Raw genomic sequence first — 20,094 nt, forward strand, 5'->3', positions numbered from 1 at the left:
ATTAAACACGCTCGTCCACTACTTTAAACAGGTGTAGAGTTTTTCCCTCATTCTCTACATCTACTGTCTATCCTTTACTATAGGACTATAAATATTTATAACAAATGATGACAATATTTTTCTTGCGTTAAATATCATAAAGGTGTTGAAAATTTTAACGCCGTTATGATACTGTTTATATATTAAAACCTTACACAAAAAATATGTAACATTAAACCTTTGCATTTTACATGAGCGAAATTGGCAAATCAGTAAGAATGGAAAGGATATTCAATCGAGACACTGGCAACGCAATAATAATACCGATGGACCATGGTGTCGGTGCTGGACCTATAAAAGGTTTGATTGATATGCCCACAACAGTAAACAGTGTTGCAGAAGGCGGTGCAAATGCTGTTCTGGGTCATATGGGACTCCCCAAACACGGCCATCGAGGTTACGGGCGTGATATAGGGCTTATCATTCATCTGTCAGCATCGACTTCTCTTGGACCTGATCCTGACCACAAGGTGCTGGTAACTACCATAGAGGAAGCTATCAAAGTCGGCGCTGATGCTGTTTCTGTGCATATCAATATTGGTGCTGATGATGAAGCGGAAATGCTTCAGGACCTTGGATATATCGGTAAAAAGTGTGATGAATGGGGTATACCTCTGCTTGCCATGATGTATCCAAGAGGTGAAAAAATTTCATCAGAACATGATGCCGAATATGTTAAACATGTTGCAAGAGCAGGTGCCGAACTGGGTGCTGACATAGTAAAAACAAACTACACTGGAGATATTGATTCATTTTCAGAAGTTGTCAAGGGATGTCCAGTACCGGTTATAATTGCCGGTGGACCCCATATGGAGGACGAAAGACAGATTCTTCAGATGGTATATGATTCCATCCAAGCAGGTGGAAAGGGAGTAGCATTGGGAAGAAATGTATTCCAGGCAAATGACCCAACAGCAATGGTCAATGACGTTGCAAAAATTGTACACGAAGGTATGACTGTTGATGAAGTATTCCAGTCCAGAGAAAACGTTTGATTCATTTCTGGACGATTTCATACATTTGTCTCAAGTCTTTGGCTTGTTCAGGAGAAAGCCTGTCCGAAACTATCTGGAACAACATTTCAACATGAGTGCTGTGGATACATCGCAGACACTCATCACCTTTAAAAATCAAATCAACAATATATTTTAAGTCTTCATCCGTTAATTTATTAACTCTTGCTTTAAAATCCTCTTCTGATTTAGCATAAAACTTTGATACCGGTGGCAGGATGGACCTGTATTTGGGTGTAATCCCTTTATCAAATTCGGGTATAAGTTTATACAAGATATCAATATCAGTACTGTTTAATTCTCTTGACATGTAACCTCTGCAAAACGAGTTAATCATCACTGGTTAAGTTAAATTTAAATTACCTTATTTAATTACCATATTCAGAATATATAATTTATTTGCTTCAGGTACATGAAACAATCAATTTGTGATAAAAAACATCAACAATTTTACGAGGACTATCATGGACAAATACGAACAGGTTTTAGAACTGGCAAAAAGGCGTGGATTTTTGTGGAACTCATTTGAAATATATGGAGGAACTGCAGGATTTTATGATTACGGACCACTGGGCAGCACCCTGAAACGCCGGATTGAGCAGATATGGCGAGATATGTATGTAGTTCAGGAAGGGTTCATGGAAATCGAAACTCCTACCATAGGTATAGAGGATGTATTCAGGGCTTCAGGTCATGTTGGCGGTTTTTCTGATCCTTTATGTGAATGTGAAGAGTGCGGTGAAGCATTCCGGGCTGACCATCTGGTTGAAGACGAACTTGACATAGAATCAGCCGAAGCCATGAGCAATAATATACTGGAAGATTCAATAAAAGATAATGAAATCCCATGCCCTGTATGTGGTGGGAAACTTGGAAGTGTCTACTCATTCAATCTGATGTTTAACAGTAATATCGGTCCCGGTAACGAGCGACCTGCATATTTGCGTCCCGAAACCGCGCAGGGGATGTTTATAAACTTTCTCAGACTTGCCAGATACTACCGAGAAAAATTACCATTTGGTGTCACCCAGATTGGCAAATCCTACCGCAATGAAATCTCACCCAGACAGGGTGTCATAAGGCTCAGAGAATTTACACAGGCTGAAGCAGAGATATTCATATCTCCTGAAGATAAAACCCATCCTGAATTTGACAAATATGCTGACACTGTCCTGAATATGTATATAGAAGATGGCAATGGCGGAGTTGTCAGACCTATTTATCTGGATGATGCTGTTAAAGAAGGATATATAGCACATGAGTATCTTGCATACCATATAGCCCTTACCAAAGACTTTCTGCTTCGTATCGGTATAAATCCAGACAAGTTAAGGTTCAGACAACACAAAAAAGACGAAATGGCACATTATGCCGCTGATTGCTGGGATGCAGAAATTGAATCAGATAGATTCGGATGGATAGAAACAGTTGGGATTGCTGACAGAACCAATTACGACCTTAAATCCCATACCGACACCAGTGGTACTGAATTATCCATATATAGAGAATATGAAGAACCCGAGATGGTAAACCAGTTTACAGTCAAACCTGACATGAGCAAACTTGGTCCTTCTTTTAAAGGCAAAGCAAAAGCTATTGCAGAAAAACTTAAACAACTTCCACCTGAAGAACTTGAAAAAGATAATATACAGGTTAATGTAGATGGGGAAGAATATACAGTTCCTTCTAATATGGTTGAATTTACTGAAGAAACTGTCAAAGTTAGTGGAGAAACTATCTTCCCCCATGTTATCGAACCATCCTATGGTATTGACAGGATTATTTATTGTGTACTTGAACATGCACATAATAAAGAACTAGTAAATGATGATGGTGAAGAAGACTACCGGATAGTATTGAAGTTTAAAAAAGAAGTTTCACCCATACAGGTAGCAGTATTGCCCCTCATGTCAAAAAATGATTTAATAAAACCCGCAAAGGATATATCAGCAAGATTCCGCAAAAAGGGATTGATGGTTTCATACGATGACTCAGGTACTATAGGAAGGAGGTACCGGCGTAATGATGAAATCGGAACTCCATATTCAGTTACTATTGATTACCAGACACTGGAAGACAATACAGTAACTATCCGTGACAGGGACACTATGAAACAGATTCGTTTATCCAAGGATTACATAGAAGATACGGTATACAATCTCATAGATGGTGAAATGAAATTTGAAGATGCAGGGACTTTAATAGAAACATAAAATCTATATTTTAAATATGGCAGATTACATCAAACATCCACTGATAAAAGAAAACACTGTTGAGCAGCGGCTTTACCAGTTAAATCTTGCTGGTACTTCATTAAACACTTCCAGTTTAGTAGTACTGCCAACAGGACTTGGTAAAACTACTGTAGCACTTCTTGTCATCGCATCAAGGCTGGAAAAATTCGGCGGCAGGGCATTGGTACTTTCACCCACCAAACCTCTTGTAGAACAGCATGCTCATTTCCTCAAAAGTACTCTGGTAATACCAGAAAACAATATACAGGCTTTTACTGGAAACACATCACCCGAAAAACGTGCAGAATTGTGGGAAAAATCCAGTGTTATAGTATCAACTCCACAGGTTATTGAAAACGACCTTCTTGCGAAAAGAATAGACCTGAAAGATGTATCACATATAACTTTTGACGAAGCACATCGTGCTGTAGGGAACTATTCCTATACCTATATTGCAGAAAAGTATTATGAAAATGCCAAATATCCTCTATGTCTGGGTATTACTGCAAGTCCCGGTAGTGACGATGAAAAAATAAATGAAGTTTGTGAATGCCTCCAAATCCAATCCGTTGCTGTAAAAACCGAAACCGACAGTGATGTATCACCCTATATTCAGAAAAAACAAATCGACTGGAAATATGTCAAACTTCCAGATGAAATAAAAAAACTCAAACAATTACTGGAAAAAATCCTTGATGACAGATTCGCAAAATTATCCAACACTGGATACACAGTTCCAAAAAAAAAGAAGGCCACAAAGAAGGATTTACTGTCACTTCAAAGCAGACTACATGCACAGCTGCGCAATAACCCTGACCCAAATGTTTATAATGCTCTGTCGCTACTGGCTGAAATCCTTAAAGTAAACCATGCTCTTGAAGTTCTTGAAACACAGGGTGTGGATGCCCTTACCAAATACTACGACAGACTTGACAGAGAAGCAGGGCTAAAGACTGGAAGTAAGGCTTCCAAACGGCTGGCTGAAGACCCTTATATGCAGCAGATTTCTCATAGATTAAAGGAGTGCAGTTCAGAACATCCAAAACTGGAAATGACCAGAGATATTGTATCTAAACAGCTGGAAGAAAATCCCGACTCCAGAGTTATTGTATTTACCAATTACAGGGACACTGCTGAGATGCTTGCAAATCTGTTATCTGAAATTGATGGTGTATATCCCATACGATTCGTTGGACAGAGCTCAAAATACAATGACAAGGGTTTGACACAGAAACAGCAAGTAGAGATTATTGATAAATTCAAAAATGGGGAATACAATGTTATAGTCTCTACATCTGTAGCTGAAGAAGGGCTTGATATACCTTCAACCGACCTTGTACTTTTCTATGAACCTGTACCTTCCGAAATCAGAAGTATACAAAGAAAAGGTAGAACTGCCAGAAAACAAGAAGGAAGAGTTGTTGTACTGGTCACCAAGGAGACAAGGGATGAAGCATATTACTGGAGTAGTGTTTCAAAAGAACGCAAGATGCAAGACAATATGAAATATCTACAAGATATTATGTCCCAGAATAATGAAAACACATCTGATACTGGAAAAAGTGATAACAACCAGAAGAAACTTTTTGATTTTGAGTCTGAAACCAATGTTAATACTGAACAACCATCTGACTGCCTAAACGTCCTTGTTGACCAGCGAGAGACAAAGAGCACTGTTGTACGTTCTCTTGAAAAACTGGATGTTGGTTTTACAATCAAAACCCTTGAAATCGCTGATTATATTGTTAGCGACCGTATAGCAATTGAGCGTAAAAGCTCAGTAGATTTTGTAAATTCATTGATAGATAAAACACTGTTTGAACAGATATCCAACCTTTCCCGAATGTATAAAAAACCCTGTTTGATACTGGAAGGTGATGATATGTTTTCCGCCAGACAGATTAATCCTAATGCTGTCTATGGCACACTTATATCACTGGAACTTGATTTTGGTGTATCAATATATTATACCCGGGATGAGAAGGACACTGCATCTGTTATCAGGCTGCTGGCAAAACGTGAGCAAAAAGATGAGAATCGAGACGTCAGTATGCACGGAAAAAAATCCGCACCACTGCTTTCAGAACAGCAGGAATATGTAGTATCTGCTATTTCTGATATTGGTCCAAGGGCAGCCCGCAATCTGCTAAAACATTTTGAGTCTGTTGAAAATATAATGAAAGCAAACTATGAAGAACTGCAGGAAGCAGAACTTATAGGACCTAAGACCGCTTCAAAAATCAGAGAAATTGTAGGAAGTAAATATAAATCCTGAATACTGATTATCTATTCCTGTCGATTTTTTCGACCAGTTCCATCCCACGATCGATTATATCAAAATATTCAAACACTCTTCTAGTGTCATTTTCCTCCTGCATCATCTGTGCAACACTATTTACTTTTTTCAACACAAGGTCTCTTGTTAATTGTACATCAGAACCCGTGGGTATTGTTGCAGTTTCCGGTTTTTCTTTTTCAACTGAAACCTGTTCTGGTTCTTCATAAGAATTTGAAGTTTGATTTTGATATTCCACATCCGTTGGATATTCCTGTGGTTGAGAAGTTTCATTAATTGGTTCATCCCTGTCCTGACATACTGGACAAATTATCTCTCCCTGATATCTAAAAAGGGGAGAACCACAGCTTTGACAGTGCTGGGATAACATTGTCGCTCCACATTCCAACATTTTTGATATTTTGTCCAGTTCTTGGTCTTCAGTACTCATATAATCATCTCTTTTCTGTTATATGTAAATTATATATACATCTTCTAAATAGTTAATTCAACAATACCTATTTCATACCCAGTTTAATAGTTACTTAAGGAGGGGATATTTATTTAATGAAAGTATTTATATAACAACAACGATGTAGAAATACTTAACTATAGCTTATTTTATATTTTAGGTTAAGAGAGTTAATCCAAGGTGATAGATATGTCGGATGATGTTAATGTTGACGAAGTTATAAATCAGTGTGTTCAGATTCTGGAACAAATAGCCAATGATAATTCTGTACCACGAAACATAAGGCGGTCTGCAAGTGAAGTTGTAGACAAACTGCAAAATGGTGACGAACAGCTATTCCTGAGGGCTTCATCCAGCATTTCCATACTGGAAGACGTAAGCAATGACCCGAATATACCATTGCATACGAGAACATTGATATGGAATGTTGTGAGCCAGCTTGAAACAATACCTACCGATAGATAAGTAGATAAAAAGCAGAGGAATATCTGCTTTTACCATACTTATACTAATTACTATTTTATAGACACAACTGCATATTGAATTCATTTAGGATTAACATCTTCTTTTTTCAGGATATAAAATCAAATCGAATATAAATGCGAAGATGTGGGTATCAACGTGAAGTTTCAGGAGGAATCCTATACATCCAAATGTTCTTTTTTAGATGATGAAGAAGTCAAAAAGAAACCCTACTACCTGGGTCAAAGAATAAAAAGAGGTTTATTCCAATCATCAAACGGTACAATCATCAACGCCGATGTGAATGGAGCTTACAACATCATGAAGAAAGCAATTCCCGGAGCTGTGAAGGGAATAGAGGGTGTGGCGTTACACCCGGTGAGATTATCTCACGAATGTAATTGAGAATGAAAATTGATATTAAATGGATTTGATTTTATCAATTATAATAACGTTCCAGCCTACAATAACTACTAATTAAACCACCAATACAATTAAAATCTTGTAAATTTTAAAGGTTAATAATGATTAACGATATTACAGCCAAAATACTGGAAGACTTTGATTCAAAGGATAAGGCACGGGAAAAAGGTCTTACTCTTTCAAGGGACGTGGTGCGCATCTGTAGGAGTGTTATGTACAACATCCACAACAAAAAATTTGACAAAGCAAACAAGATGTTAAATGATGCACATGAATCACTTGAACAAATAAATACAGAACTTGGAATATATCCTGATATATATTATGGCGGGTTTGTAGGACACGCACAGCAGGAATATGTAGAATGTGTTGTTGTATATCATCTGCTTTACAATGAAGGGAACATAAACAAAATACCATCTCCAGATGATTTAAACGTAGGGTATGCTGCATATCTGAACGGAATGACTGACGTCGGTGGTGAATTGAGAAGGCACATTCTTGATCTGATAAGGCAGGACAAACCTGAAAAAGGTGAAACGTATTTGGACATCATGGAATCCACGTTTTCAAATTTGATGATGTTTGATTATCCAGATGCTATAACACACAATCTCAGACAAAAAACTGACAGACTGCGTTCTATTGTTGAGCGCACACGCGGAGACCTGACTAATGCACTGCGCCAGCAAAAACTTGAAGAGACAATGAAAAAATTCGAGTCGAAGTTATAATTCATGATTGAGGACATAGTATGAAATTTGACCCAGAAAGTTTCAAACAACTGGCTAAAGAGGACTTTGATGCTGCATGGAACAGTGGAAATGATGTAGTTAAACAACCCACACTTAACGAACAATACCCCCACATCTCACTAAAATATGGCAAACCTCATCCTGTTTATGATACCATCGATAAACTTAGGGAAGCATATCTTCGTATGGGTTTTGATGAAATGATGAACCCTCTTATTGTGGATGAGCAGGAGATACATCGACAATTTGGACACGAGGCGCTTACTGTACTTGACCGCTGTTTCTATCTGGCGGGTCTGGCACGTCCAAATGTAGGTATCCCAGATGAAAGAATCAATTCAATAAAAGATATCCTTGGTGACATAGGGGGCGAGGGAATAGAAACTATCAGAAAAATTCTTCATTCATATAAGAGGGGAGATATAGAAGGCGACGACCTTGTAATCGAGATATCAGAACAACTGGGAGTTTCGGATACTCATGTAGTTGAAATGATAGATAAAGTATTCCCGGAATTTAAAGAACTTGTACCTCAATCCACAAGGAAAACATTAAGAAGCCACATGACAAGCGGATGGTTTATCAGCCTCAGTTCACTACTGGAAAGGGAATATCCACCGTTCCACTTTTTTTCAATTGACAGGTGTTTCAGAAGAGAACAGCAGGAAGATGCAGCACGGCTTATGACATATTATTCTGCTTCCTGTGTAATTATGGCTGAAGATGTAAGCGTTGATTATGGAAAAGCCGTTGCTGAAGGATTATTATCACAATTTGGATTTGAAAAATTTAAATTTAAACCTGATGAAAAACGCAGCAAATACTATGTTCCAGGTACACAAATAGAAGTATTTGCCTATCATCCAAAACTTGTCGGCTCAAATACCAGTTATTCCGATGGATGGATAGAAATTGCAACATTTGGTATCTATTCTCCTGTGGCTCTTGCCCAGTATGATATACCGTACCCTGTTATGAATCTTGGTATGGGTGTGGAAAGACTTGCCATGATATTAAACCTTGCTGAAGATGTTCGTGCCATGACATATCCACAGCTTACAAAATACAGCAATTGGGTCATGAAAGACAGAGACCTTGCAAAAAAGATATTTGTGGACAAAACCCCTCTGACTGATGAAGGGAGAAAAATCTGTAAAAATATTGTAGAACAATGTGAATTACATGGTTCTGAACCAAGCCCCTGCGAATGTTTTGTATGGGAAGGAACAATTGAAGGCAGATATGTTAAGGTATGGGTCGTCGAACCGGAAGAAGATACTAAATTATGCGGACCTGCTGCATTTAATGAAGTCGTGGCATACAATAATGATATACTTGGCATACCAAACAATAAAAAATGGCAGAAAGCGTTTGAAAACGATTCTGCACGTACAGGTATCAGATATATAGATGCTTTTGCCTCAAAGGCAGCTTTTGACATCGAAGAAGCAGTTGCAAGCGGTGAAACAGAAACTGAAACCAGAGTCAGGATTGTAAAAGTTCCTTCTGAAATCAATATCAAACTCGACCCACTTGCTCAAAAGTATATAACCGGTAAAAATAAAAATATAGAAGTCCGAGGACCCGTCTTCACCACTGTGAGGGCTAAGATTGAATAAAAATTATTCTGAAAAATTGTTCAACCCTGATACCTATGACAGAGACAATCTCATACAGATTCAATCAAAAATCGCCTCAAGTATATCATATGAAGATGAGTTTAAACCTCTTGATACCATTGGAGGATCGGATTGTGCATTTGTGGATGATTTGATTATCTGTGGTATTGTTGTAATTAACTACAATACAATGGATGTAATAGAAAAGACGCATATTATCCAGAAGGTAACATTTCCCTATATTCCGACCTTCCTTTCATTCAGAGAAGGTGATGCCATTGCATCTGCACTTTTTAAACTGGATAATATTCCCGACTTGCTCATGTTTGATGGGTGTGGTATCAATCATCCTCGAAAGGTGGGGATTGCGTCGCATGTGGGTGCTGTCCTTGACATACCTACTATAGGTGTTACCAAAAAAATTCTTTGCGGAAATACTCAATCCGGTACTCCAGAATCAGTGGGTGTTTCTAAACCCCTTGTTTATAAAGGTGAAACAATAGGTTATCTCTACAAATCCAAAAAAGGGACAAATCCCATTATAATAGCTCCGGGTCATCGTGTATCACTTGAGAGTTCACTGGAGATTGTGAAAAATTGTATCAAAAACCATAAACTGCCTGAACCAACACGACTTGCCCACAACCATGTAAACGATGTGAAAAAACAACTTCAATACAGGTCTAACAATGAAAACATCAACAAATGGACAGGATATAAAAATTCCAAACATAATGAAACTGATGGACGATGGTGAACCGATATGTGTTACATTTATAGATTCTAAAACTGATAATCAAGTATCAGAAAATAAACAACTTCTTTTTTGTGAAATGGTACAAAGAACTCGGCATGGGGAAACATTCAATGTTGAAAAGGACAGGTGTCCTGTCGGCAATTTTGTTCTGGGTATAAATGATAAACCACCGTTTGAGTATTATCTAAAATCTGGCAGATATAAAGACAGAGATGCAGCCTACAATGCATCTGTATCATTACCCAGAATAAAAAAAACATACAATTATATTCGAATCGAACCTCTGTCCAGAAACAAAAAACAGTTTGATGTTTTAATTCTTTTTTTAAAACCCGAGTCTGCAATGCGAATTATACAGGCATTTTCTTACCAAGAAGGAAAACAGGTCAATATAAATACTCTCGGTGCGGCATCAGTATGTGGAGACTGTACAGCAGTCCCTATTTCTGATAGTATTGGTGTATCATTTGGGTGTAAAGGTTCCAGAAAACACAGTAATTATAGAAATACGGAAATTCCGCTGGGAATCGGTTTTGAAATGATTGAAAGAATTGAAAAAGGGCTGGAAAAAACCCCAAATACACGGAATTAAAATAAAAACCAAACACAAAAAAGATTGCAGTTGGTTAGCAATCCTTTTAGTTTATCTTGCCTCATAACATGATTTCAGTTCAGCCTCTACTCTTGTGATTTCTCCGATATCATTGGAATGTACTTTACGTACCCTTGCTGATGCTCTTGGATCCAGTTGAATTCTTGCCATTGTTGTTTCACGTTCTTCATAAAACGTTTCAGTACTACTAAAAGTTCGATGAGTAGATATTTGATGTTTCATTATACGTGCAACAACTCCTGTAGTACCGGATGTTAAGTCCTGTATACTTGTATGGGTAAGAAAAACAAAGTCACCCACATCGAGTTTGAGTGCAGTAAAAAAGTTATGAGGACTTCGAATCTCCACTGTTCTCAGAGTATCATTTTTTAGTTCTCTCATCACATTTTCAGCAATACCAGTTAATGCGACATATTCCATAGTTTTTCACCTCTAAAATTAAAGCCGCTTACCCATACATCGGGAATTCTTTTCTGTAACCCGGCTGTTGTTCTGAGGACTTGACATCTTCAGCAAGCCTCTGCATTTCTGCCTCGATTTTTTCTGCCTGTTCAAAGAGTTCTTCTGTATTGATGGAGAGACCATATAAGGAATTCAATACTTCCAGAACCGCTGCCGAAGCTCTCGGATCCGGATTCTGGGTCTGTGTAGAACCAAGCAAACTCACAGCCGGCAAGTCCCGCATCAGACATTCTGACATTACATTTCCTGATATACCTGAGATAGTACCCATGTTGAATACTTCTATATGGTCCCTGATTTTGTCAAGCATTTCTCTGTTTGTCGCTGCACCAAATACATGTGTTCCTTCGGATTCTTCCATGGTCGTAATACCTGCTATAGAAACAACCTCTTTTACATTGATGGACTTTGACCAGCCAACAAGTGCTTTGCTGATATCATAGGATACTGACGGGTTAATTGGTATATCAGATACCACAAGCAACAAATTGTATTCCTTACTTTCATAAACCCTAACTGGCATTGTAACCAATCCCTGATACAACACCACTATCGGTGGGAAATATTTTGATTCAATAGAACCTTTATAGGTCATATTCATTTTATCTATTATCTGCTGACTCGCAATGTTCCCCACAAGACCGATTCCAGGAAATCCTTCTATAAGTATTGGATTTTCAGTTTCGATTGGTTCTGTAACAATACGCACACTGTCATCTTCATATACATTCGACAAAATAATCACCATCCTGATTATGTCTGTAAATCTGAGCCACACTCAACTCCCAGATTAATCATTATACTGTAGTTTCCTATATATTTACTATCATATAAGAAACCACTTGTAGAAAATATCCAGTTTTGATAGTTTAAAAATAGTAAATCATTTATCTGGATTTGTCGGTTTCATCATCTGTTCTATATTCCTGCGATGATGTAGTATTTTGTTTAAGGTCAGACTCCATTTTCAAAAAGGCTGCCGTAAAAACAACAACTACAAGAAATATTGTAATACCTACTGTAAAAGCGATTAAAATGTCCATATATTAAAAAATAAAAGAGAAAAGTAGATATTAACTTTTCGTTTATTGTGGTTTTTCGTACAGTTTTGTCTTGCTAAGAACTTTGCCTTTCTTGGAGTGAGGTTTCCTAAGAACAGTATCGTTTGTTTTCTCGATTTCTCTTGCCTCTACAGCAAGTTCTGCTGCGGATCTTATCATTTCATGCCCTGTTGCTGCAGTAAAGGCAACCTCTTCAAGATCCTTTAACATGAAGCATGCAGGGAGATTGATCTGGGATACTTTTTCAGCCATATGCAGAGCAGCAAGTGCCTTTGCTTTTGCATAGGGGTTGCTGAATCCAGACCTTTCTATACATGTCTGTGGTTTGGCATAAATATGTGGCATCTCTATTTCATCACCAGATTTACCTTCATCCACCTGTGATGTCAACTTATCCAGTTCTTCCTGCACAAGGCGTACTGCTCCACATGTGGATAGTACTTTCATTACATCTGAATTAAAGGATGCCATTTCTTCAGGGTCAAGGAACTCGGTCTTTGCACCGATTAACGGGTCTACAGGTAAGATTATATAACCAAAACCTTCATCTTCGATGGCCTGTCTGTCATCCTTTTTGGTTGGCCCGTCAGAAATTATCAGACAGGGTTTATCCTTCCATAGTTGACGTGCTTCTGTTGGTCCTGGTGTACTAGCATTCGGACTGATGATGATTACAAAATCAGGGTCAAATTCTTCTTTAAATGCTTCAGTGTCAGCAGCATCTTCCTTTGACATCTTGGGACCTGTACCATACACACGGGTAGTAATTCCTTCTCTTGCTGCTATTTCATCTTCAAGAAGGTCTACTACCTGGCTCATTCCTAAATTACCTAATTTGATGAATCCTACTTTTACCATATAACATCCTCCTTTGAGGTATATATTAAACACAATATACCAGAGTTTGCTGGATTTATTCTTATAACTGTTTTTGTATTAATATATATTTTATCAAATTTCTTTGCATGCCCCTGCAAGCAAAAATAATTTATTATAAGCAACCATTACATGATATTTAAAAGATACGGATTTTTTCCAGATTATTGGTTTCATATATATATTTCAATAAATATAATTAATTATCAAAGAGTTATATTAATTGTTGAAACAAAATTATCCGAAAAAATTAAATGCATTGTAATCTATGTAAGTTTCAATCCTAGTAATAAGAGCTATTTCCTCATTAGAATTTTCTCTGGGTTTGATCAAGTGAACTCCACTGATAATAATTTTAATAACGATAAGGGACGTAAAAAATTGATTGTTTTCGATATGGACAGTACCCTTATAGATGCTGAATGTATAGATAAACTTGCAGAAGCAGCTGGTGCTGGAGAAGAAGTATCTGAAATCACAGAGCAGGCGATGGAAGGAGATATAGATTACAAAGAATCACTTGTTAAAAGGGCGCAACTTCTTGAAGGTACAGAAATTGAAACTGCACAGGAAGTAATACGTAGTCTCCCCATCATGCCAGGTGCCAAAGAATTGGTCTATTACGTCAAATCATTAGGTTATAAAACCGCAATGATATCAAGTGGATTCACATTGGCTACTGATTATATTGGAAATTTACTTGATATAGACCATGTAGTTTCCAATGAACTTGTTATAGATAATGGATATATAACAGGCGAAGTAAGAGGACCCCTAACAGAGCAGGATTCCAAGAAATATGTTTTTGAACAGATAGCCCAGATGAATAGTGTACATCCAGAAAATTGCATAGCAGTTGGGGATGGAGCAAATGATATATGTGTCTTTAAAAAAGCAGGATACTCCATAGCATTTAACTCCAAACCCATACTGCAACAGTATGCAAATGTGGTCATTACACGTAAAGATTTGAGAGCGATCATACCTGTTATCGAGGCGCTGAATATGGAATGAGGCTATAGATAATATAAAAAACTCCAGCTTTTGCTGGTTCGGGAGGATCAACGAAACATGCTTAAAGAACTGAATGAAAGAAAAAATGAATTAAAAAAACTGGCTGAACAATACAAAGAAAAACGTAATGAGCTCAATACCCAGGCAAGTGAACTCGCTTCAAAACGAAATGAGTTAAACAAAAAAACAAAAGACCTGATAAATGAGGCACAGGAATACAAAAAACTCCGAGATGAAAATAACAAACTGGTACAGGAAAACAAGGACAAACGTGATGAATTAAATTCTGAAGCAAATAAACTGTACTCAAAAATTGAACAAATCCGGAGTAAAAACAACATCGATGGTCCTTCCCTAAAAGAAATTGAAAAAGAGATACAACGTCTGGAGTTTACCCAACAGACAGAAGTCCTTACACCCCAGAAGGAAAAAGAACTGGTAAACAAAATTCAAGACCTTAAAAAGCAATACGAAAGCAAAAAGGAACAACTTGAAAACAATACCGAAATCCAGAGGTTGTCTGAAGAAGCTCAGAAATACAGAGACGAAGCTTCCCAATACCACAATGCACTTGCCGAGTACGCACAAAAGGCTCAGGAATACCACAATAAAATGGTTGAAACATTCAAAAAAGCTGACCAGGTCAGAGAAGAAGCGGATGAAACCCATAAACAATTCGTGGAATATCAAGATGCTGCGGACGAACAACATAAAAAGTTCATTGCCGTCCAGAAAGATATACGCGATATAGAAAAAGAAATCCGCAATGTGAAAAAATCTGAAGCTAGTAGTAAGAAAGCTGAAGAAGAAACTACTGATAAAGATGCAGAAACTATTTTCTCACAGTTCAAAAGTGGTGAAAAGAAACTTACCACAGAAAGTTTACTTACTCTGCAAAAATCAGGTTTTATGAAAAATAAATAAGAGGTTTTTCACCTCTTTTTAAAATTTACTTTTTTGATTCTAAAAGACCGAGATAGTTTTCTCTAAATTCTGAATCTCTCATTAAACAGTAATCGGCATCAAACACTGTTTCTTTTTGAATCCTGTCCCAAACTTCTTTAATTGTATTTTTGTATATATTCCCATAGGACAGAGGCATACATGCACAGGGATATACATTCCCTTCCGGGGTGAAATGCAACCATTTTTTACCTGCAAAACAGCCGGTCATTTCCAGAATATGAGGTACTGAAAAAATTCTTGGACCTTTTATAGAATTAGCATACTTTACAAATCTATCAAACCTTTCATAATCCATGTGAGACAATGTCTCTGCTTCATGGTCTATCCATCGACCTGTTGGTACTACTTCAAAAAAGGATAGTTCATGAACACCCATTTCATATGCAAGTTCATAGAAATCGTACAATTCATCGATGTTGCGTTTTGTGAGCACTACATACATGTTTACAAGTAACCCTGCATCAAGGGAATTTTTTATAGCAGACATAGCCTCTTTAAAAACCCCCTCCCGGCCTCTCATCATATCATGATTGTACTCTCTCGTACTATCCAGACTTACAGTCAACATGTCCAAACCTGCTTTTTTTAAATCCTCTGCTTTCTGCCGATTCAAGCCGACACCGGATGTGAACAAACCTGATATTGCTCGTGTAGAATCCACATAACTTACCAAATTTTCCAGCCCATCATATACAAGAGGTTCTCCCCCATCAAATATTACAAAAGTAGAACCCATATCAAGGCACTGGTCAATTATGTCCTTCACAGTGTAAGGTTCAAGGCTTTTTTTATTATTGGTATCAGGTAATGCACAGTGGACACAATTGTTTGGACACTGTTCTGTTATTGATATTGTTACCTGTTCAGGTGTATATCTACCTATACTAGCATTAATCTGGGAAGATACTAAGCGGGAAAAAGGTTTGCTTGGTATCGGAGGCATCCATGTGGAAAAAATTAGGTGATCATTTTCCACTTTTGCAGGTTTTACTCCATCAAAATATTCAAGCATATTTGAAACAAAAGGTCGCAAAACTGGAGATGCTATACCTTCTGTTTTTATTTTTACATATCCGTTATCTACAACCGCATAAACTTTAAAAAACGGATTTTTATAAAGGGTATATTTCATATTATAAACCAACTGGATTATCTATTTCTTAACAATGCCCTATATGATAGTAATGATTTTGGATTATTCCTTAGTAAATACATACCTATCTGCATTGCCTGATTTAAGGGATTACCACTAATAAAAGATAAATCATTGCCCTCGAAACTTTTCATCATATCATCGATTTCATCATCATTCATTTTACGAAGAGTTTCAAGAGCTATTCGGCCAAGGTGATACTCGGTTCTGAATTCTTTATTCCATATTTTTCTGTATTGTGAAAGTACATTCTTTGATACATCATTTTTGGATAACGCTTCAGCTGCAATATCACCTGCTATTTGACCCGCACGCATTCCGTATCCAATACCGGACTGACCCGCCGCACCACCAACAACCATAATTCCATCTGAAACTATCTCATCAGGAATACAGGCTATCGGGTCACCACCTGTTTTTTTATCAAGAATCTTTAAGTCGTTCATACCTTTGGATTTTTTAAAGCTTTCTATCCAGTTATTAAAAAATTCAGAAACATCTCTACCATGTCTTCTTACATAGACGCCGAGTGTAGCCCTATTACCACCACAGGGTGAATAGGTGGATTTCCAGCCAGGTGCTACACTGCCCAGATAATATTCAAACATATCAGGTTTTCCTATACCATCAGATTCAATTTCTGCTTCCATTGCCCATGCTATATCATCTGGATATTTTACAGGATTCAAACCAAGAAGTCTTGCTATATAGGATTTAATACCATCTGCTACAATGACAATCTTTGTTCGAAATGTACCCTGTGAGGTACTTACTACAAAAAAATCCCCACTTTTAATTACATTATAAGCTTCAACATCTGTACGTATTTCAACTCCTGTATTTCTAACCTGTTCAGCGTAATAGGTATCAAATTTAGACCGGTCAATAAAAAAACCGGTTGATTTAACTGATACATAATTTCCTGATGGTGATATAATATGTGCACCATTCAGTTTTTTTATGACATAGCTCTGATCTACTTCCTCACCTGTTTTGTCAATCATTGATTTAAAAAAAGTATTTGCAGGATGGGTAGATGTTCCAATCTCTGATTTTTTATCTAAAAGTATTACATCTGCACCACCTGATGATGCATTTCTGGCTGCCATCAATCCGGCAGGTGAAGCTCCAATTACAAGCACATCAGCATTCATATTATCAATTTCCTCTAATCAATCACCATAATATTGCAGTATAACCACCTACCAGTGTAGAAAAAAGGACATCCAATATAAGTGAACCAAACATTATGCCCCTATATCTTGAGCCCTGAAGGAATAGGTCACCTCCTCTTTCAGGAGTGGATTTTTTTATAAAATCAAATGATTGCATAATTATCCACAGACCACCTATAACAGCCCCTATAAAAAATACAGGACCCAATCTGGCAGTCCAGCCTATAATCAACGAGGCTAATACACCAATAACCCAACATGCAGTAACAAATTTTGCGGTTGTTGTAACTCCAAAGACAACTGGAAAAGTGGGTTTGTTTTTCTCACGGTCACCATCAACATCTCTTGCAACTCCTGAGAGGGTAAAACCCCAATCAGTTACACACATCATAATTCCCAGAAATACACCCGGGATTGGGAGAATTACCTCATCAGCACCCATTAAAATTCCTGCCGGATCAAAAGCCAGCCAGATACCTATAGGCACAAGTCCATAAGCAATTCCAACAGGTACAAAACTGAAAAAGGTTTCACTTTTAGCAAATTTTGAATAAATGCTGATTGTGGCTACTGCCATTACGAGTACTACAAATGATTCGGGGTTTAGATATAAGGCTGCAGCAGAAGCAACTATCACTAAAAAAAGTGAATACATCAGTGCTTTTTTAACTGATAGCTGGGATGAAACAAGGGGGCGGTTAGGGAGGTTTATTTTATCTACTTCTACATCGCAACAATCATTATACACATACGAACTTGTTATCGCTGCGTATCCACCTATGACTGCTATTATAAAAGGGATAACTGGTGGCAGTGTTCCCATTGCCAAGTAAGATGCAAGTAAAGCACTTGCTGCCGGCAATGCCAAATCCATATCCGCTATTTCTGGTCTCAGTAATTCAATGTATGGATGTAGCGTTTTTGCTTTTTTTGAGGATACCAATATATCACCGGTTACAAAGGCATAATTTTGGTTTAGTTACAATTATTACTCATATCTTCTTACAAGATTTGCCATTTCAGAAATTTTATCAAGCAATGGATGGTACAAATCATATTCATAAACAAAAGTGAAATTTGCTTCTGGATTCTGTTCAATAAGTTTTATAGTATTTAAAAGTGCCACTTCAATCGATTCATAATCAGGTCTGGATATTGTCTCAATATTGAAAGGATAGGTTTCCATCAAATCGACAGGAAAAGTTCCGAGTGGAGGATTAAACATTAAAATATTATCAAACTCATCATCCTGTTTTGTGGAATTACTACGAATAATAGCTGAACCGTTTACAGTAAAACGTTCAATTCGTTTTGAAAAATGCAACACTTCTGGTCTTTTGGATGACTCAGGTCCACAGTAAAAAATTGTCGATTTTGTAACAGGATTGTATTTTTCCATCCAGTCAGAATACGTGTACATCTTTTTTAACGCTTCAAGAAGTCTTGGATGCGACCTACAACGCTGTTCTACCAGTTCAAGCAAATCCCCTTCTTTTATTGATTGTTTAATCAAATTCATTTCTTCAAATGTTACATAGAGGTTGTGTTTTGCAAGGAGTTCAACATTGTTTTCTTCACTTTTAAGTTCCTGTGCAGTATAATTTGCACACACTGGGCAGGAGCAGGGCAAATAATGCAGGTCTTCAAGATGGTAAGTTCCATAGACTGTTATATACCGTTTATTCTTTGCATACAATGCATAGGCTGCTGAATCGAATAAGTCGCAACCGAGTGCTACCTCAAGTGCAAAACCCATTGGATGCCCTGCTCCAAAGAGATGCACAGGTGATGAGGGTTTCAGTCCTTTTTTGGATGAAACTATTACATCAACAAGTTTACTAAATCGATAATCTTCCATTAAAGGCACGACAGCCCCTATGGGATAGACGTCAAAATCAAGTTCTGATAATTCCTGTGCACATTTTTCTCTAAGATCTGAATATGTTGAACCCTGTACAGGACCTGCAAGTAACATATCATCTGTAAATTTTTCACGTGCTTTTGTTAAACGTTCTACTGTTGTATTGATTTCAGAACTTGCTTTCTCATAGGAAACATCAGGAGGTGTTGGAATATCAAGAGGTACTGCTATGTCAGAACCTATTTTTTTCTGGAAATCGATTATTTCTTCATTTGTGATTTCTACATCTCCGTAAACAGATAACTGGAAAGAACCTGAATCTGTCATTATGGGTCCATCAAAACCAAGTAGTTCGTGAAGTCCTTCATTGAGGGCTTTATCATGCAGTTTTTCGGAGCGATAAATAATATATGAATTGGTTATCAGTATTTGTGCACCGAAATCTTTCATTTCATCAATATCAATTAATGGAATATTTGGATTGATAACGGGCATAATTGTAGGGGTCTCTATAGTACCATGTCTGGTTACAAGTTTACCTATTCGCCCTGCTGCATCTTTTTGGGTAATTTCAAATATGGATGACATGATTACTCTGGTATGAATTGTTTATTACACTTAAGGTTATTCATGGATACCAACGTAATTATAAATGGAAATTGTAAAAATAGAAAAAGTAACCAGTTATCAGATTTTATTAATAAAACTGAATATTCTGCAAAAATTAGTTGTAATTAAAAAAATAGTGTGGTGTATGTGAATGATAAGTAAAGTGAGTATAGCAGCTATCCGCAGTTCCCAAAGGCTCTCGCACTTTAGTACCGTACGGAACGTGGGCGGGCTTATCTGCTGTGTTCGGGATGG

Annotated in this window: 21 protein-coding genes and 1 rRNA gene; 11 read left to right on the top strand and 11 right to left on the bottom strand. The window is 37.3% G+C overall.

Annotated elements, in window-relative coordinates; genetic code table 11:
* Positions 1-230: 230 nt before the first annotated feature.
* A complete protein-coding gene (locus tag QZ276_RS05785) occupies positions 231-1,034 on the top strand; it encodes a 2-amino-3,7-dideoxy-D-threo-hept-6-ulosonate synthase (protein WP_292486132.1) in 804 nt (267 codons plus the stop codon).
* Position 1,035: 1 nt separating this feature from the next.
* Here the strand turns inward: QZ276_RS05785 and QZ276_RS05790 are convergent, their stop codons facing one another.
* The gene (locus QZ276_RS05790; protein WP_292486134.1) at positions 1,036-1,362 is read right to left on the bottom strand and encodes a hypothetical protein; all 327 of its coding nucleotides are present in this window, start codon (positions 1,360-1,362) and stop codon (positions 1,036-1,038) included.
* Between the two features lie 154 nt (positions 1,363-1,516).
* On the opposite strand from QZ276_RS05790, the gene glyS reads away from it, so the two are divergent.
* Both glyS and QZ276_RS05800 read left to right on the top strand, forming a co-directional pair.
* Complete coding sequence (gene glyS / locus QZ276_RS05795) at positions 1,517-3,265, top strand: glycine--tRNA ligase (RefSeq protein WP_292486137.1); 1,749 nt, start codon at positions 1,517-1,519, stop codon at positions 3,263-3,265.
* Positions 3,266-3,281: 16 nt separating this feature from the next.
* The gene (locus tag QZ276_RS05800) at positions 3,282-5,561 is read left to right on the top strand and encodes a DEAD/DEAH box helicase (protein WP_292486139.1); all 2,280 of its coding nucleotides are present in this window, start codon (positions 3,282-3,284) and stop codon (positions 5,559-5,561) included.
* A 7-nt stretch (positions 5,562-5,568) separates the two neighbouring features.
* On the opposite strand, the gene QZ276_RS05805 is transcribed toward QZ276_RS05800, so the two are convergent.
* The gene (locus QZ276_RS05805) at positions 5,569-6,012 is read right to left on the bottom strand and encodes an Sjogren's syndrome/scleroderma autoantigen 1 family protein (protein WP_292486141.1); all 444 of its coding nucleotides are present in this window, start codon (positions 6,010-6,012) and stop codon (positions 5,569-5,571) included.
* A gap of 210 nt (positions 6,013-6,222) precedes the next feature.
* Between QZ276_RS05805 and QZ276_RS05810 the strand changes: the two genes are divergently transcribed.
* The 6 genes from QZ276_RS05810 to QZ276_RS05835 all read left to right on the top strand — a co-directional run bounded on the left by QZ276_RS05810 (position 6,223) and on the right by QZ276_RS05835 (position 10,641).
* Positions 6,223-6,498: a UPF0147 family protein gene (locus tag QZ276_RS05810; RefSeq protein WP_292486144.1), complete on the top strand. Its 276-nt coding sequence runs from the start codon at positions 6,223-6,225 to the stop codon at positions 6,496-6,498.
* Positions 6,499-6,654: 156 nt separating this feature from the next.
* A complete protein-coding gene (locus tag QZ276_RS05815) occupies positions 6,655-6,900 on the top strand; it encodes a hypothetical protein (protein ID WP_292486146.1) in 246 nt (81 codons plus the stop codon).
* 119 nt (positions 6,901-7,019) lie between these two features.
* A complete protein-coding gene (locus tag QZ276_RS05820; protein ID WP_292486148.1) occupies positions 7,020-7,652 on the top strand; it encodes a haloacid dehalogenase in 633 nt (210 codons plus the stop codon).
* Positions 7,653-7,672: 20 nt separating this feature from the next.
* Positions 7,673-9,292, top strand: coding sequence for an O-phosphoserine--tRNA ligase (sepS, locus tag QZ276_RS05825; RefSeq protein ID WP_292486150.1), 1,620 nt, complete (start codon positions 7,673-7,675; stop codon positions 9,290-9,292).
* Entirely contained in the window at positions 9,285-10,049 is a 765-nt protein-coding gene (locus QZ276_RS05830) for an endonuclease V (RefSeq protein ID WP_292486153.1), read from the top strand. The genes sepS and QZ276_RS05830 overlap by 8 nt, the downstream gene beginning before the upstream one ends.
* A complete protein-coding gene (locus QZ276_RS05835; RefSeq protein WP_292486155.1) occupies positions 9,982-10,641 on the top strand; it encodes a DUF169 domain-containing protein in 660 nt (219 codons plus the stop codon). Before QZ276_RS05830 ends, QZ276_RS05835 begins: the two co-directional genes overlap by 68 nt.
* A gap of 51 nt (positions 10,642-10,692) precedes the next feature.
* Here the strand turns inward: QZ276_RS05835 and QZ276_RS05840 are convergent, their stop codons facing one another.
* The 4 genes from QZ276_RS05840 to QZ276_RS05855 form a co-directional block, all read right to left on the bottom strand.
* Positions 10,693-11,082 carry a DUF473 domain-containing protein gene (locus tag QZ276_RS05840; protein WP_292486157.1) on the bottom strand — a complete coding sequence of 130 codons (390 nt, stop codon included), beginning with the start codon at positions 11,080-11,082 and terminating at the stop codon, positions 10,693-10,695.
* Between the two features lie 28 nt (positions 11,083-11,110).
* A complete protein-coding gene (locus tag QZ276_RS05845) occupies positions 11,111-11,872 on the bottom strand; it encodes a proteasome assembly chaperone family protein (RefSeq protein ID WP_292486174.1) in 762 nt (253 codons plus the stop codon).
* 139 nt (positions 11,873-12,011) lie between these two features.
* Complete coding sequence (locus tag QZ276_RS05850; RefSeq protein ID WP_292486159.1) at positions 12,012-12,167, bottom strand: hypothetical protein; 156 nt, start codon at positions 12,165-12,167, stop codon at positions 12,012-12,014.
* 42 nt (positions 12,168-12,209) lie between these two features.
* Positions 12,210-13,043: a F420-dependent methylenetetrahydromethanopterin dehydrogenase gene (locus QZ276_RS05855; RefSeq protein ID WP_292486161.1), complete on the bottom strand. Its 834-nt coding sequence runs from the start codon at positions 13,041-13,043 to the stop codon at positions 12,210-12,212.
* Between the two features lie 351 nt (positions 13,044-13,394).
* On the opposite strand from QZ276_RS05855, the gene serB reads away from it, so the two are divergent.
* Positions 13,395-14,075 (top strand): phosphoserine phosphatase SerB, encoded by a 681-nt coding sequence (gene serB, locus QZ276_RS05860; RefSeq protein ID WP_292486163.1) that lies wholly within the window; start codon positions 13,395-13,397, stop codon positions 14,073-14,075.
* A 57-nt stretch (positions 14,076-14,132) separates the two neighbouring features.
* The gene (locus tag QZ276_RS05865; RefSeq protein ID WP_292486164.1) at positions 14,133-14,999 is read left to right on the top strand and encodes a coiled-coil protein; all 867 of its coding nucleotides are present in this window, start codon (positions 14,133-14,135) and stop codon (positions 14,997-14,999) included.
* Between the two features lie 25 nt (positions 15,000-15,024).
* Here the strand turns inward: QZ276_RS05865 and QZ276_RS05870 are convergent, their stop codons facing one another.
* The 5 genes from QZ276_RS05870 to rrf form a co-directional block, all read right to left on the bottom strand.
* Positions 15,025-16,173, bottom strand: a complete 1,149-nt coding sequence (locus tag QZ276_RS05870) for a radical SAM/SPASM domain-containing protein (protein ID WP_292486166.1) — start codon at positions 16,171-16,173, stop codon at positions 15,025-15,027.
* Positions 16,174-16,190: 17 nt separating this feature from the next.
* Positions 16,191-17,348, bottom strand: a complete 1,158-nt coding sequence (locus QZ276_RS05875) for an NAD(P)/FAD-dependent oxidoreductase (RefSeq protein ID WP_292486168.1) — start codon at positions 17,346-17,348, stop codon at positions 16,191-16,193.
* A 22-nt stretch (positions 17,349-17,370) separates the two neighbouring features.
* The gene (locus QZ276_RS05880; protein ID WP_292486170.1) at positions 17,371-18,312 is read right to left on the bottom strand and encodes a UbiA family prenyltransferase; all 942 of its coding nucleotides are present in this window, start codon (positions 18,310-18,312) and stop codon (positions 17,371-17,373) included.
* A 45-nt stretch (positions 18,313-18,357) separates the two neighbouring features.
* The gene (gene tgtA, locus QZ276_RS05885) at positions 18,358-19,818 is read right to left on the bottom strand and encodes a tRNA guanosine(15) transglycosylase TgtA (protein ID WP_292486172.1); all 1,461 of its coding nucleotides are present in this window, start codon (positions 19,816-19,818) and stop codon (positions 18,358-18,360) included.
* Between the two features lie 188 nt (positions 19,819-20,006).
* Positions 20,007-20,094 (bottom strand): 5S ribosomal RNA (gene rrf, locus QZ276_RS05890); the annotation flags it as partial.

It is taken from the genome of Methanohalobium sp. (assembly GCF_018609725.1).
Classification (GTDB): Archaea; Halobacteriota; Methanosarcinia; order Methanosarcinales; family Methanosarcinaceae; genus Methanohalobium.

Bases quoted from the DNA above. Each gene is read 5' to 3' on its own strand.
- QZ276_RS05785 (WP_292486132.1), top strand. From the start codon at position 231: ATGAGCGAAATTGGCAAATCAGTAAGAATGGAAAGGATATTCAATCGA.
- QZ276_RS05790 (WP_292486134.1), bottom strand. From the start codon at position 1,362: ATGTCAAGAGAATTAAACAGTACTGATATTGATATCTTGTATAAACTT.
- glyS (WP_292486137.1), top strand. From the start codon at position 1,517: ATGGACAAATACGAACAGGTTTTAGAACTGGCAAAAAGGCGTGGATTT.
- QZ276_RS05800 (WP_292486139.1), top strand. From the start codon at position 3,282: ATGGCAGATTACATCAAACATCCACTGATAAAAGAAAACACTGTTGAG.
- QZ276_RS05805 (WP_292486141.1), bottom strand. From the start codon at position 6,012: ATGAGTACTGAAGACCAAGAACTGGACAAAATATCAAAAATGTTGGAA.
- QZ276_RS05810 (WP_292486144.1), top strand. From the start codon at position 6,223: ATGTCGGATGATGTTAATGTTGACGAAGTTATAAATCAGTGTGTTCAG.
- QZ276_RS05820 (WP_292486148.1), top strand. From the start codon at position 7,020: ATGATTAACGATATTACAGCCAAAATACTGGAAGACTTTGATTCAAAG.
- sepS (WP_292486150.1), top strand. From the start codon at position 7,673: ATGAAATTTGACCCAGAAAGTTTCAAACAACTGGCTAAAGAGGACTTT.
- QZ276_RS05835 (WP_292486155.1), top strand. From the start codon at position 9,982: ATGAAAACATCAACAAATGGACAGGATATAAAAATTCCAAACATAATG.
- QZ276_RS05840 (WP_292486157.1), bottom strand. From the start codon at position 11,082: ATGGAATATGTCGCATTAACTGGTATTGCTGAAAATGTGATGAGAGAA.
- QZ276_RS05845 (WP_292486174.1), bottom strand. From the start codon at position 11,872: ATGGTGATTATTTTGTCGAATGTATATGAAGATGACAGTGTGCGTATT.
- QZ276_RS05850 (WP_292486159.1), bottom strand. From the start codon at position 12,167: ATGGACATTTTAATCGCTTTTACAGTAGGTATTACAATATTTCTTGTA.
- QZ276_RS05855 (WP_292486161.1), bottom strand. From the start codon at position 13,043: ATGGTAAAAGTAGGATTCATCAAATTAGGTAATTTAGGAATGAGCCAG.
- QZ276_RS05865 (WP_292486164.1), top strand. From the start codon at position 14,133: ATGCTTAAAGAACTGAATGAAAGAAAAAATGAATTAAAAAAACTGGCT.
- QZ276_RS05870 (WP_292486166.1), bottom strand. From the start codon at position 16,173: ATGAAATATACCCTTTATAAAAATCCGTTTTTTAAAGTTTATGCGGTT.
- QZ276_RS05875 (WP_292486168.1), bottom strand. From the start codon at position 17,348: ATGAATGCTGATGTGCTTGTAATTGGAGCTTCACCTGCCGGATTGATG.
- tgtA (WP_292486172.1), bottom strand. From the start codon at position 19,818: ATGTCATCCATATTTGAAATTACCCAAAAAGATGCAGCAGGGCGAATA.